The 12,812-nt window shown below is 66.2% G+C and carries 12 protein-coding genes; 4 read left to right on the plus strand and 8 right to left on the minus strand.

Features of this window, described 5'->3' with window-relative positions; all coding sequences use genetic code 11:
* Positions 1 to 250 precede the first annotated feature (250 nt).
* A complete protein-coding gene (locus K7G82_RS23840) occupies positions 251 to 1,720 on the plus strand; it encodes a lipopolysaccharide biosynthesis protein (protein WP_222992471.1) in 1,470 nt (489 codons plus the stop codon).
* Positions 1,721 to 1,936: 216 nt separating this feature from the next.
* On the opposite strand, the gene K7G82_RS23845 is transcribed toward K7G82_RS23840, so the two are convergent.
* The gene (locus tag K7G82_RS23845; protein WP_222992472.1) at positions 1,937 to 2,365 is read right to left on the minus strand and encodes a CBS domain-containing protein; all 429 of its coding nucleotides are present in this window, start codon (positions 2,363 to 2,365) and stop codon (positions 1,937 to 1,939) included.
* A gap of 71 nt (positions 2,366 to 2,436) precedes the next feature.
* On the opposite strand from K7G82_RS23845, the gene K7G82_RS23850 reads away from it, so the two are divergent.
* Both K7G82_RS23850 and K7G82_RS23855 read left to right on the plus strand, forming a co-directional pair.
* Positions 2,437 to 2,730, plus strand: a complete 294-nt coding sequence (locus K7G82_RS23850) for a hypothetical protein (protein WP_222992473.1) — start codon at positions 2,437 to 2,439, stop codon at positions 2,728 to 2,730.
* Positions 2,727 to 3,110 carry an acyl-CoA thioesterase gene (locus tag K7G82_RS23855; RefSeq protein WP_222992474.1) on the plus strand — a complete coding sequence of 128 codons (384 nt, stop codon included), beginning with the start codon at positions 2,727 to 2,729 and terminating at the stop codon, positions 3,108 to 3,110. The genes K7G82_RS23850 and K7G82_RS23855 overlap by 4 nt, the downstream gene beginning before the upstream one ends.
* A gap of 103 nt (positions 3,111 to 3,213) precedes the next feature.
* On the opposite strand, the gene K7G82_RS23860 is transcribed toward K7G82_RS23855, so the two are convergent.
* From K7G82_RS23860 to hisS, 7 genes are all read right to left on the minus strand, one after another.
* The gene (locus K7G82_RS23860; protein WP_222992745.1) at positions 3,214 to 4,764 is read right to left on the minus strand and encodes a DUF4139 domain-containing protein; all 1,551 of its coding nucleotides are present in this window, start codon (positions 4,762 to 4,764) and stop codon (positions 3,214 to 3,216) included.
* Between the two features lie 28 nt (positions 4,765 to 4,792).
* Complete coding sequence (locus tag K7G82_RS23865; protein ID WP_222992475.1) at positions 4,793 to 6,154, minus strand: DUF4139 domain-containing protein; 1,362 nt, start codon at positions 6,152 to 6,154, stop codon at positions 4,793 to 4,795.
* 113 nt (positions 6,155 to 6,267) lie between these two features.
* Entirely contained in the window at positions 6,268 to 7,707 is a 1,440-nt protein-coding gene (locus K7G82_RS23870; protein ID WP_222992476.1) for a porin, read from the minus strand.
* A gap of 72 nt (positions 7,708 to 7,779) precedes the next feature.
* On the minus strand, positions 7,780 to 8,631 hold the full coding sequence (locus K7G82_RS23875; RefSeq protein WP_222992477.1) for a DUF4167 domain-containing protein: 852 nt from the start codon (positions 8,629 to 8,631) through the stop codon (positions 7,780 to 7,782).
* A 271-nt stretch (positions 8,632 to 8,902) separates the two neighbouring features.
* The gene (gene prmC / locus K7G82_RS23880; RefSeq protein ID WP_222992478.1) at positions 8,903 to 9,727 is read right to left on the minus strand and encodes a peptide chain release factor N(5)-glutamine methyltransferase; all 825 of its coding nucleotides are present in this window, start codon (positions 9,725 to 9,727) and stop codon (positions 8,903 to 8,905) included.
* Positions 9,711 to 10,793 carry a peptide chain release factor 1 gene (prfA, locus tag K7G82_RS23885; protein ID WP_222992479.1) on the minus strand — a complete coding sequence of 361 codons (1,083 nt, stop codon included), beginning with the start codon at positions 10,791 to 10,793 and terminating at the stop codon, positions 9,711 to 9,713. The genes prmC and prfA overlap by 17 nt, the downstream gene beginning before the upstream one ends.
* Positions 10,790 to 12,034, minus strand: coding sequence for a histidine--tRNA ligase (hisS, locus tag K7G82_RS23890; protein WP_222992480.1), 1,245 nt, complete (start codon positions 12,032 to 12,034; stop codon positions 10,790 to 10,792). The genes prfA and hisS overlap by 4 nt, the downstream gene beginning before the upstream one ends.
* Before the next feature lie 88 nt (positions 12,035 to 12,122).
* On the opposite strand from hisS, the gene K7G82_RS23895 reads away from it, so the two are divergent.
* Entirely contained in the window at positions 12,123 to 12,767 is a 645-nt protein-coding gene (locus K7G82_RS23895; RefSeq protein ID WP_222992481.1) for a DUF1345 domain-containing protein, read from the plus strand.
* The last annotated feature ends 45 nt before the right edge of the window (positions 12,768 to 12,812 follow it).

The following is a 12,812-nucleotide window of genomic DNA, read 5'->3' on the forward strand; positions in this document are numbered from 1 at the left end:
GAGCCAAAAACGCGGACGCCTGACCTTCCCCCTCTTACCGGGGCTGACCGGGCATCCTAGTTTTTTGCGACCGCTGCCAGAGCCAGTGTGGCCCCCCGCTGCGGTGAGAGGGCATATATGGAGGGCCTCCACACCCGTCAACCGCCATTTTTGCAAAATTGTTTCAGGCTGCCGTTCTATGCTCGGCAAAGCCGGAAAAACCGGGCTAATGGCGCAGTGACACGAGAGCGAAGCCAGACGGAGCGATTGGGTGGAAGACGCGGAGATTCAGGACGGCACCTTCGCGAATCGGGTGAGAAGCGCTGTTTTCTGGCGTTCCGGCAGCCAAATCGCGTCGCAGATCGTGATGTGGGGCTCCACCCTGCTGGTCATCCGCATCCTGAATCCCAGTGATTACGGGCTGTTCGCGATGACGCAGGTGATTCTCGCGCTCTTCAATTTCCTCAACGGCTATGGATTCGCGAGTTCGATCATCCAGTCCGATTCGGTCGAACCGCATCGAATCAGGCAGGCCTTCGGCATGTTGCTGCTGCTGAACGGCGGCCTTGCGATTCTCCAGCTCACGATCGCCCCTCTCGCGGCCGACTATTACAACCAGCCGATGGTGGCGGATCTGCTCCGCGTTCAGGCGCTGCTCTATCTGGCCACCCCCTTCATCGCCCTGCCCGACGTGTTGCTCAGCCGCGCGCTCGATTTCCGCAATCAGGCCAAGGCCAATTTCGCATCCGCGATCGTCGGCGCCGCCACCGCGCTCGCCTGCGCGCTCGCCGGCTGGGGGGTCTGGACGCTGGTCGCCGCGCCGATCGCGCTCTTCTATACGCGTGCGATCGCGCTCAACCTGGCGGCGCGCGTGCTGGTGTGGCCCAGCTTCGATTTCCGCGGCGCCGGCGCCATGTTCGGCTATGGCGGCGCGATCCTGATCACCCAGCTTTTCTGGATCGTCCAGAGCCAGTCCGACATCTTCATCGGCGGCCGCACGCTCGATCCCCATGCGCTGGGCATCTATGCCGAAGCGCTGTTCCTGACGCAGATCGTCGCCACCAAATTCGTGCCGCCGCTCAACGACGTCGCCTTTCCCGCCTATTCGCGGCTCCAGCATGACCGCGAGGCCTTTTCCGCCGCCTTCGTGAAAGCGATCAAACTGATCATGCTGGCGACCATGCCCATCTATTTCGGTCTCGCCGCCACGGCGGAGCCGCTGGTGGTCGCGATCTTCGGCATCAAATGGGAGGAGATGGTGCCGCTGGTCCGCGTGCTGGCGCTCGCCATGCCCTTCGTGACGCTGCAGATCCTCTATTCGCCCGCCACCAACGGCGTCGGCAAGCCCTGGATCGCGGCGCGTTCATCGATCGCGGGCGCCGCGATCATGACCGCCGCCTTCCTGATCGGCGTGCGCCATGGCGGCATGGGCCTGGCGCTCGCCTGGCTGATCGGCTTCCCGCTGTTCGCATTGGTCGCTTCGGCGATGTCGCTGCCCGCGATCGGCGTCTCGTGGCGCAGGCTGGCGCTGGCGATCGCGCCCGCGCTACTGGTCTCGGCGGCGATGGCCGCTCTGGTCTGGGGGCTCGACGAACTGCTGCCCCCGCTCAATCCCTTCGCCCGGCTCGCTCTGCTCGTGCCCGTCGGAGCAGCCGCTTATGGCGCCCTGCTTTTCCTGTTCGCGCGCGCCACGCTCGACGAGTTGCTGCGCCTGGTGATCAAGCGCAAGGCGGCGGCATAGGAATAGAGCTAAAAGTCTGTTGAGAATGTGCGGAAGAGCACATTTCCAAGGCCGCACCGCCCTCCACGGGCATTCCAACGATGCTTCGCATCGCCGGAACCTTGGCCTGTTCCGCCCGCTCCCCCACCCGACCTCCCAACGGCAGTATCATCTGGGAGGTCGGGTGGGGGAGCAGGCCGGTGCGGCATGCGCCAAAGGCGCATCTCCAAATGGTCTCTAGGCGCTCTGGATATAATCGCGCATCGCCGCCGCCTCCGATTCGATCCGGTCGATGCGATGCTTCACCAGATCGCCGATCGAAACGAAGCCGACGAGCGCGCCGCCGTCGATCACCGGCAGATGGCGGATGCGCCGGCGCGTCATCATCGACAATGCGCCGATCGCGGGGTGATCCAGATCGACGGTGATGACCGGCGCGGTCATCGCTTCGCGCACCGATCGCCCAAGCGCGGCCGCGCCGTCGCGGGCCAGGCAATAGATCACGTCACGTTCCGAAAACACGCCGACGACGGCGCCCCCTTCCACCACCGGCAATGCGCCGATCCGCTTTTCGGCGAGCAGCGCGACCGCGTCCGCCACGCTCGCGTCGACGCCGATGGTGATGACGGTGTGGGGATTGCCCTCGACGACCTTTCTGATGGTCATGGCTCGACTCCTCTCCAATTCCAGTGTCGTGCCCGGTTGATGTTCCCACGAACCGGCCGCAAAGGAAAGGCATGACCGACGAGAAGCCCGATCTTTCCGATCCGGATTATGCGCGATTCGCCTGGGCACGCTATCGGCGGCTGATGGCATGGATGGCGCTGGTCGCCGTCCTGTCCGTGATCGCGGCGATCGCCTATCTCCACGCCGTGCACGGCCCGATCCCGATCCATATGCTGATCGCGACGATCCTCGGCATCGGTCTGTCGGTGATGCTCGGTGCCGGCCTGATGGGGCTGGTGTTCCTGAGTTCGGGCACCGGCCATGACGAACGCATTCAAGATCATAGCGAGGACGAACCACGATGAGCGCCGATTGCCCCCAGGATCCCGTGCTGCGCGTCGTGCCCGGGCCCAGCGACATCAATTCCAACGGCCATATCTTCGGCGGCTGGGTGCTGAGCCAGATGGACATCGCGGCCGGCATCGTCGCGGCACGAACCGCGCAGGGGCCGACCGCCACGGTCGCGATCGATTCGATGGCCTTCATCGCGCCGATCCACCTGGGCGACGTGATCTCCGTCTATGCCAATCTCGAACGACGGGGCCGCACATCGATGGGCATAAAGATCGAGGTGATCGCGACGCGCGATCGCGGCAACAGCCAGGTGAAAGTGACGGAGGGCCTGTTCACCTTCGTCGCGCTCGACGAGAATCATCGCCCGCGCCCGCTGCCGCCGGCGGAGTGATATGTACCAAGACGCGATGAACTTGACTCATCGCATCTTGGCCAGGCTCACGCGATGCTTGAGCGAACCGGCCCCGGATGCGTCATTCGGGGCCCCATATGAATCAGCGTCCCCGTTCCAGCCGGACGACATAGGTGATGGACGCGGTTCCGTTCTCCGGCACGGTCACCGGCAACACCCAGCCGCCCCGCCCGCGCTCGATATCGGGTGATCGCTCGATCAGGTCATAGGGCACCAGGATCTCGGCCTTGACCGGAACGGGCCGCGCATTGGTCAGGTCCACGCGCCAGTCCTGCCGTTTCTTCGTCTCCGAGACCTTGATCAGCCGCCATTGCACGTCCGCGCTCTGCCCGATCGGCAGTTCGACCCGCTCGTCCACCGCCAGATCGGACAGGTCGGCATTGCCCACCAGCAATTCGTGTTCCTCGACCGTCTCGAAGATCGCCACCGCCCCGGCCGGCAACGGCAGGCCCAGCCCTTTCTCCTTGCTGTTCTTTCCCCTGAGCAGGAACGGCATCGCCCGATAATCGGGCTGCCCCATGCCGGCATTGACCGAATAGATGCGATCGAACGCCGCATCCGACTGATCGATCATCGCGACCTGCTTCTGCCCCTGCGCGGAGACGGTCACGCGTTCCGGCACGCGATAGAGTTTGAGATCGCCCAGATCCTCCTGCTGCGCGACCATCGCCACGGGCGCGGGCGGCGGAGGGGGTGGCGGTGGCGGCGCCATCGCATAGGCGACGCGCCCCCGGCGCTGCGCGGTCACGACGATGGAATCGGCCGATTCCATCATCACCTCCTCCTCGAATTGTGGCCAGGGCAGACGCGTGAAGACATATTTGGGATGCGTGCTGGTGATATCCATCGGCCAGCATTGCAGTTGCAGAGCCGATCTGGGTGGAGCGAGCGGCGGGGCATTGCGCTCCTTGCGCGGTTGTCCGGCGACAACCTGCAACCGGGCGTCCTTGAAACTCTGCACGCCGCCGTTCGCGACCGTCAGCCAGGCGAACAGGCCCAGCTTGCCCGTCGTCGCGTTCATCCGCGCGACATAGCTGGCCGACCAGTCGAAGCCCTGCGCCATATAGGTGAGCTGGATCGTCGCGGTCACCGGCCGATCGCTGCTCGTCAGCACCGACAATGTCGGGCGCGCCGACAGATCGGCCGGCACCTCGGGATAGAGCATCCGCTCGGGCAGCCCCGAACACCCCAGCGCCTCGAAACCTTCGGCGGTCTGCAGGATCACTCCGCCATTCGGCCCGGCCTGCACGATCGCATCCTGCTCGATCACCTTGCCCGTCTTGCGGTTGGTCCGCTTCAATCGCACGCTGCGCTTGAGATAGGCGTCGACCAGTCCGGCGGGCGAGATCAGCCGCGCATCGCGATTCTTTTCGCGAACGCCGTTGGGCAAACCGGTGACGATCGCCGTTTCCGGCAACAGCCCTTCCGCCACGCCTTCGAACCGGATCACATTCTCGCCCGCGGGAATCGTGATCGTTCGCGTCTCGCTGATCAGCGCGTAACCGCGCGGCCAGTTGCGATCCATCGCGCCGCTGCCGCGATTGGGCGCGCGATAGATGGTGACCGACGCGTCGGACACATCGCGCGATACCACGGTCTGCGCCGGCGCGGAGGCCGCCCAGCCCAGCAGCATCAGGAAAAGCGCGAAAGCGCGCACGCGCTCAGTACCGCGTGTCGAAGGTCGCGGTCAGCTCGGTCGTGCCGTTGGCGGCCACCGGCACCTTCCATTCGATGCGATCGGCCGAAACGCGCGCGCCCTCGATGCTCTGTTCCGCGATGCGGACATCGCCCCACAGTCCGTTCTGCGCGACATCGACCGTCACGGCCTCGGGTCGCGCATTGGTGACGATGTAGCGCATCCTGGTCTGCCAGCGCCGATTGGACAGCTTCGTACGCGCCTCGACCACGGTCTTCACCTTCACGTCGAAAGCCTCGCCGGTGCGGATCGCCATCGCCGATCCCATCGGCGTGTGATCGATGCGGCTTTCGCCGATGAACTGCGGATCGCCGCGCGCGTCGCGCAGATAGACGCGGATCGTGCCGGCCGGCAGCTGATCGCCCAGTCCACCCTGTTTGGAGGTCGAGAATTTGATCGCCGTCACCGCGCTGCGCGGCGTATCGTTGCTGCCCAGCCAGCCATTGACGAACTCATAGGCCTTGCGCGCCGGGGCCCCCTTCACGTCGAGGAAGCTCACCTGTTTCTGCTGCGCATTGGCGATCGTGGTGCGTTCGGCGAGCGGATAGAGATAATAGTCGCCCAGCCGCTCGCGCGTGCCGCTTTCGGTGCCCGCCGCTTCAAGCGTGGCGTTGAGCGCATTGAAACGGTTCTGCCCGCCACCGACATTGCCGGCGACCAGCAGCGTATCGGCATTGGTATAGGTGGTGCCGGTGTTGTTGGTGAGCGTGACCCAGCCCTGCATGTCCGCCGCGCCCGATTTCTCGTCGAACAGCATCACATAGTCGCTCGTCCAGCCCATGCCCGGCGTCAGATAGGAAAGGCGCGTCTGGACCGCCCCCGCCTTCGCAGCGTCGATCGTCACCGACAATGTCGGCCGCGCGCGCAGATTCTCCGGCACCTTGTCGAACACCACGCGCACCGGCAGTCCGTCGTCGCGCAGCACTTCGATACGGCCGCCGATCTGGAGGACGATGCCGCCATTGGCGGCGAGCACGCGCGCCTGCTCGCGCGTCTCCGCGCCCGTCGCCGGGTTGGTCCGCACGATGGTGATCATCTGGCCGACCGCCTTCTCCATCAGCTTGTCGGGAGACAGCAGGTCATAATCGAAATTCTGCTCGACGATCGCGATGCCCGATCCCGCCAGGCTCGCCGTCTCCGGCCGGATCTGTGCGGAGACATCGGGAAATTCCTGGCGGCTGCGCCCGGACGGCACCGTCAATGTCCGCGAATCCTGCACCAGCGCGATATTGTTGTTGTAGATGGTGACCGCGACATCGCCCTGCGCGGTCTGCGCCGCCGCGGCGCCAGGCATCAGGATCGCCGCCAGGATCAGGCCGTTACGCATCACGCATCTCCCCTTCAGACGCGGCGATGATGCCGCATCGGGGGATCGATGCGAAGCGCAAAAAATGCTCTGACCACGGAACCGATCCCCTCCCGCGGACGGGAGGGGGATGTTCAGAATTCCACCTGTGCGCGCAGCACCATCAGATCGGTCGAATATTGCCGCTTGTCGACAGGCAAGGCCGATCCCGGCACGACCAGCGCCGCCGATGGTCCGCCTTCCAGCTCCAGATGCGAATATTGCATCAGGAAGCGGATGTAATCGACCGGGTTCCAGATCGCGCCCAGCGAATATCCCGTCTGCTTGCCCCCATTGAGCAACACCGTGCCGCCGACCACGTCGGTCAGATCGACCAGGTCGACACGTGCATTGAGCTGGAGCGCCCCCCAGCCGCCATTGCCGACCGGACGCAGCACCCTGGTGCGATCCCATCGGCCGGTTCTGTAGCCGCGCGTCTCCCCGGTCAGATAATAGCCCATCTCCGCATAGCCGCTCACATAGCTTGGGCCGTTCGCGTAGAAGAGCCCCCCCTTGTCGAGCGACGCGCGATAATCGCTGACCCACAGTTTATGACCTTCGCCGGCGATGTGGAACGGCCCGAAAATGCCCGCCAGCTCCACGCCCAGCACATCGTCTCCGCCCGCGGTCAACAGCCCCGAATCGATGAAGCGGAAATCGGTGATCGTCGTCAGCGGCCGGGTGCGATACCGCACCTGCGGCACATCGGTCCGATTGCTGCGATGCTGGAAGCTGGCGCCGATATGAAGCCGCGCCTTCTCACCCAGCTTCGGCGAAAAGGTGCCGCGCACGCTCGCCTGCCAGCCATCGTCGCCGAAATCGCTGGTGACGCCGGTCTGATAGAGGCCGGCGGTGATGGTATAGCGATCGGCCGGATCGAGCAGGGCCAGCGATGCGCCGATCCGCCGATTGAAGTTGAACGCCTCGGTTGCCTGATCGCGATCACCGAACGAGGTCAGCCGCGAACTCGTCATCACGTCGAGGCCAGACAGCGGATAGGCGTTGCCGATCGTCAGCAGCAGCGGCGTGCCCTTGGGCTGCCAGGTCAGCACGACATCTTCATAACCGACATTGCCGTCGGCGAAGTTGAATTCGGCCTTGTAGCCGAAGCCGCCAGGCAAGCTTCCCTCGGCGCCGAAAACCGCGCGACGCAGACGCGTGCGATTGCCGAAATTGCCCGTCGCGTTCAGCGCGTCCGATGGATTGTAGACACGGCCGCTGTCGAACTGGAGGAACCCCTTGGGCTTGAAGCTGAAGCCCGACGCCTTGTCCTCGAACTGCGGCGCGCCCTTCCAGGCGATCGCGGTAGCCGGTGGTGAGGCCGGCGCGGCAGCTGGTGCCGCGGCGATGGCCGGAGCCGCCGTGGCCGCCCGCGATTCGGCGAGCTGCCGTTCAAGCTGATCGACCTTGTTGCGCAACGCATCCAGCTCGGCCCGCAACGCCTTGAAATCGGCGGTCGCGGGATCGGACTGCGCCATGACCGGCGCATCCACGAGCAGGGCTGCTGTCACGCTCAGCAGCACCATCGATTTCATCGCACCCTCTCCGCTAAAAGGAAGGGCGACGCCTTGCGGTGCCGCCCTTCAAAGTCAATCGATTCGGAGCCTTCAGCCCTCCGCCGCCGGCGCCTCGGCCACCTTGCGCGGCCGGCCACGGCGCTTGGGCGCCGGTGCGGGCTCGGCTTCGGTCGCTTCGAGCGCGAGCTCGGGTGCGCTTTCCTCGACACGGATGCCAAGCGAAGGCGGCAGACGATCGGCCTCGATGCCGGCGTCCTGCTCTGCGTGATGATGGCCATTGGCGGCGCCGTTGCGGCGCGGACGCAGGCCGCGCGCGGCGCGCGGCGCCTCGACCGGCTGTTCCTCGCGCACTTCGACGGGCGCTTCCTCGACTTCGGCCTGAACGGGCTGCTGGCGCGGGCGACGCTCCCGCTGCTCGCGGGGCTGGCGCGGCTCACGCGCTTCCCGCGGTTCGCGCGCCTCGACGGGCTCACGCTCTTCCCTGGGCTCACGCGCCTCGCGCGGTTCGCGATCGTCGCGGCGCGCGCGCTCACGGCGCGGTTCGCCACGATCCTGATCGCCACGGCCACGGTCTCCGCGACCCTGATCGCCCCTGGGCTGATCGATATCGTCGCTGTCGACGCCGGCCTCGCCGCGCAGTTCCTCGCCCTCGTCCTCATCGTCCTGATAATCATCACGGGGGCGACGATTCTCTTCGAAACGGGCGCGGCTTTCGCTCAGCACGCGGAAATAATGGTCCGCGAACTGGAGGTAATATTCGGTCATCACGCGATCGCCCTGGGTCTGCGCATCGCGGGCCAGGGTCTTGTATTTCTCGAGCAACTGGCTGGCATTACCGCGCGCACGATTGTCGATGCGGTTGCCCTGCTCGGGACGGCCAGGACCGCCCTGTGGGCGCTGACCGCCACGGCCGCGACGGCGGCCGGACTGACGATTGTTCATCAACTGACTGGTGTCCTCGCTCTTGGCGTACTTACACGACGCTCCCGGTCTTCCCGTACACAGCCCCCAATCCGAGCGCGGCGCCAGCTTCGCGAAAAGCGGGCGCTTCCCATCCTCCTGCCGCGATCCAGCGGACCTCAGCGACAGCATGACCATGGGGGCAGGGGTACGGCAAATCCAGCGCTATAAGCTGTCGATCTGCCCGTCCCTGCCCCCTATCTAGCGATCCGGATGGCCAAGGCCAAGGGGTAATCTGATCGATCTGTCGCGATTATCGCGCGAACAGGATGGCGCGATCATGTCCCGCCAGATCGCGACGACATGTGACGCTCTCCCCCTCCGCCGCGAACAGCGCGCTGACCGCTTCGCGCTGGCTCGCGCCGATCTCGAGCGCGGCCAGTCCGCCCGGTGCGACGAGCCGGACGATCTGCGGCACGACGATGCGATAGGCATCCAGACCGTCGATACCCGCGAACAGCGCTTCCGCCGGTTCGTGCCCGACGACGTCGACAGCGAGCACCTCGTTCGTGCCGATATAGGGCGGATTGCACAGAACCAGATCGAACGGTCCGTCGATCCCTTCCGCCCAATCGCCTTCGACGAAACGCACGCGCGCGCCGAAGCCGAGATCGGCGGCATTGCCCCGCGCGATCGTCAGTGCCTTGGCGCTCGCATCCACGCCGATCCCGTTCGCCTGCGGCCATTGATCGAGCGCGGCGAGCAGCAATGTGCCGGGCCCGGTGCCGAGATCGAGAATCCGCGCGGGCGGGCGCGACGCGAAATGGTCGACCGCCGCCTCGATCAGCGTCTCGCTGTCGGGCCGCGGGATCAGCACGCCCGGGCCGACGGCCAGGCTGATCGTCCAGAAGTCGCGGCGCCCGGTCAGATAGGCGATCGGTTCCCCTGCCACACGCCGCGCGACGAGTGCGGCGAACCCCCTAGGCTCGGGCGTGTCGCGCCGTCCCATCAGCAGGGCGCCGCGCGAAATGCCCAATATATGCGCCATCAGCAGTTCGGCATCCAGCCGCGGCGTCGCGCTCGCCTCCGCCAGTCGCGCGGTCGCGGCGCGCAGCGCCGCGTCAACCGTTTCCGGCATCCAGATTCGCCAGCCGCTCCGCCTGATCCTCGGCGATGAGCGTGGAGATGAGTTCGTCGAGCTGCCCTTCGAGGATCTCGGGCAGCCGGTGCAATGTCAGGTTGATGCGATGATCGGTCACCCGCCCCTGCGGGAAATTATAAGTGCGGATGCGTTCGGACCGGTCGCCCGATCCGACCATCGACTTGCGCGCGCCGGCCTGCGCGCTCGCCACGCGCTCGCGCTCCAGCTCGTAAAGCCGCGCGCGCAGCACCTTCATCGCCTTGGCCTTGTTCTTGTGCTGCGACTTCTCGTCCTGCTGGCTGACGACAAGGCCGCTGGGCAGGTGAGTGATGCGCACCGCCGAATCGGTGGTGTTCACATGCTGCCCGCCCGATCCCGACGCGCGGAACACGTCGATGCGCAGGTCCTTGTCGTCGATATGGACATCGACCTCCTCGGGTTCGGGCAGCACCGCCACCGTCGCCGCAGATGTGTGGATGCGCCCACCCGATTCGGTGACGGGAACGCGCTGCACGCGGTGAACCCCGCTTTCGAACTTCAGGCGCGCGAACACGCCCTGCCCGGTCACGCTGGCGACCACTTCCTTGTAGCCGCCGATGTCGGAGGCGTTGGCCGAGATCAGTTCGATGCGCCAGCCCCGGGTTTCGGCGTAGCGGCTGTACATGCGGAACAGGTCGCCCGCGAACAGCGCCGCCTCGTCCCCGCCGGTGCCGGCGCGGATCTCGAGCATGGCCGGGCGCTCGTCCGCCGCGTCGCGCGGCAGCAGCCGGATGGCGAGCGCGCGTTCCGCCTCGGGCATGCGCGCGTTGATATCGGCCAGTTCCTCGCTCGCCATCTGGCGGATGTCGCTGTCCGGATCCTGCGCCATCTCGCCGAGCACGACGATTTCGGCACGCAGCCGGCGCACTTCGCCAGCGGCCGCTGCCACGGGCTCGATCTCCGCATATTCCTTGGACGCGGCGACGAACCGATCGGGCGGCAGGTCCGCCGTGGCGAGCATCGCCTGCAATTCGTCGCGCCGCGCCTCGATCGCGGCGATGCGCTCGGCCGAGATTCGCGTCATCCGTTGCCGAGCGCCCCGACGATCGCGCCGAACGCGACTTCATCCTGCTGCCCCGTCGCCAGACGCTTGACCGAGGCCATGCCCTTGGCGACCTCGTCGTCGCCCAGGATCACCGCGAAGGTGGCGCCGCTCGCCGATGCGCGCGTCATCCGCTTCTTCATATTGCCCGAAAAGCCCATATCGGCGGCGATGCCGGCGCGGCGCAATTCCGCGATCAGCGCGATCGCCTGCGCTTCGGCGGCCGCCCCCATCGGGACCAGCACCGCAACGGGCGCTTCGGGCGCGGGCTGCGCGATCAGCATGGCCAGCCGCTCGATCCCGGCGGCCCAGCCGACGGCCGGCGTTTCCGGCCCGCCAAGCTGGCCGATCAGGCCGTCATAGCGGCCGCCGCCCAGCACGGTGCCCTGCGCGCCCAGCCGATCGGTGATGAACTCGAACGCGGTGTGGCGATAATAGTCGAGGCCGCGCACCAGGCGCGGGTCGCGCGTCCAGGGCACATTCGCGGCATCCAGGCCGCGCGTCACCTTCTCGAAGAAATTGCCTGCCTCGACCGAGAGATAATCGTCGATCGACGGCGCGGAATCGGCGATCGGCCGATCCTGCGCTTCCTTGCTGTCCAGGATGCGCAGCGGATTCTTCTCCAGCCGCTCCAGGCTCTGCTCGGAAAGCTGGTCGCGATTGGCGGTGAAGTGCGCGACGAGCGCATTGCGCCAGCCCGTGCGCGTCTCTGCGTCACCCAGCGTGTTGAGATTGAGCGTCACCCCATCGGCGATGCCGAGTTCCTCGAGCAATTGCTGCCCCAGCACGAGCAATTCGACATCGGCGGCGGGCTGATCGGTGCCGATGATCTCGGCATCGAGCTGGTGGAACTGGCGGAAACGCCCCTTTTGCGGCCGCTCGTACCGGAACAGCGGACCATGCGTCGCCAGCTTGAGCGGCGTGAACTGCTGCCAGCCCTCGGTCAGATAGGCGCGCGCGATCCCGGCGGTGAATTCCGGCCGCAAGGTGAGCGAATCCCCGCCGCGATCCTCGAAGCTGTACATCTCCTTGGAGACGACATCGGTGGTTTCGCCAAGCGAGCGCGCGAACACCGCCGTCGCCTCGAACACAGGCACTTCGACGCGCTGGAATCCATAGAGCCGCCGCACGCGATCGAAGGTATCGACGACATGCGCGAAAGCGCGCTGGGTTTCCCCCAGCATATCCTGGGTGCCACGGATGCGATTGGGTGTCTGGGCCATAGGCTGCGCTCTCTAGTGCGTCATCGCCCAACGTGGAAGCGCTTTGCGCGGCTGGCGGACCAACGCCCGAGCCGCTAGCCTGCCCGCGATGACAGCGCGGCAAACAAACGGCATCGGCAACCGGATCGCGCCACCGCGCTTCCTGTGGTTCGGCGCGACGCTGCTCGCCGGCTTCGCCGTCGCACTGCAATGGCTGGACTGGCGCCATGCGGTGCTGGCCGCGTTCAGCCCCGCCGCCGCGCTCTTTCTCGCCTCGATCGTGCCGCTGCTCGGGCAGGATGCGGACAGGATGCGCGCCAACGCCGCGCGCAACGACGCCAATCGCGTCGTGCTGCTGCTGTTGACGGTGCTGCTCGCGCTGGTGGTGCTCGTCGCGGTCGCCTCGGTCCTTGCCGAACGCGGCACGCCAAGCCCGGGCGCGATCGCGCTGATCGTGACGACGCTGGTGCTGGCCTGGACCTTCGCCAACACCGCCTTCGCGCTCCACTATGCACATCTCCATTATCTGCCCGGCAAGGGCGGCGATCGCGGCGGCCTGCAGTTTCCGGGGACGAAGGAACCCGATTATCCCGACTTCTTCTATTTCAGCTTCACGCTCGGCATGACCTTCCAGACCTCCGACGTGACGATCGCGACGCGCCATATGCGGCAGGTGGCGCTGCTGCAGAGCGTGGCCGCCTTCGTCTTCAACATCGGTATACTCGCCTTCACGATCAACGCCCTGGGTGGGTGACGGGCTGGACCTTCGGGTCTGGCGGGGTAAATTGGCTGTTTCCCC

Source organism: Sphingomonas colocasiae, assembly GCF_019880585.1.
GTDB classification, from domain to species: Bacteria; Pseudomonadota; Alphaproteobacteria; order Sphingomonadales; family Sphingomonadaceae; genus Sphingobium_A; species Sphingobium_A colocasiae.

Excerpts from the sequence above, each read along its gene's own strand:
- prmC (WP_222992478.1), bottom strand. The coding sequence starts at position 9,727 with ATGCCGGAAACGGTTGACGCGGCGCTGCGCGCCGCGACCGCGCGACTG.
- hisS (WP_222992480.1), bottom strand. The coding sequence starts at position 12,034 with ATGGCCCAGACACCCAATCGCATCCGTGGCACCCAGGATATGCTGGGG.
- K7G82_RS23850 (WP_222992473.1), top strand. The coding sequence starts at position 2,437 with ATGACCGACGAGAAGCCCGATCTTTCCGATCCGGATTATGCGCGATTC.
- K7G82_RS23860 (WP_222992745.1), bottom strand. The coding sequence starts at position 4,764 with ATGCTGCTGGGCTGGGCGGCCTCCGCGCCGGCGCAGACCGTGGTATCG.
- K7G82_RS23870 (WP_222992476.1), bottom strand. The coding sequence starts at position 7,707 with ATGAAATCGATGGTGCTGCTGAGCGTGACAGCAGCCCTGCTCGTGGAT.
- K7G82_RS23855 (WP_222992474.1), top strand. The coding sequence starts at position 2,727 with ATGAGCGCCGATTGCCCCCAGGATCCCGTGCTGCGCGTCGTGCCCGGG.
- K7G82_RS23895 (WP_222992481.1), top strand. The coding sequence starts at position 12,123 with ATGACAGCGCGGCAAACAAACGGCATCGGCAACCGGATCGCGCCACCG.
- K7G82_RS23865 (WP_222992475.1), bottom strand. The coding sequence starts at position 6,154 with ATGCGTAACGGCCTGATCCTGGCGGCGATCCTGATGCCTGGCGCCGCG.
- prfA (WP_222992479.1), bottom strand. The coding sequence starts at position 10,793 with ATGACGCGAATCTCGGCCGAGCGCATCGCCGCGATCGAGGCGCGGCGC.
- K7G82_RS23875 (WP_222992477.1), bottom strand. The coding sequence starts at position 8,631 with ATGAACAATCGTCAGTCCGGCCGCCGTCGCGGCCGTGGCGGTCAGCGC.
- K7G82_RS23845 (WP_222992472.1), bottom strand. The coding sequence starts at position 2,365 with ATGACCATCAGAAAGGTCGTCGAGGGCAATCCCCACACCGTCATCACC.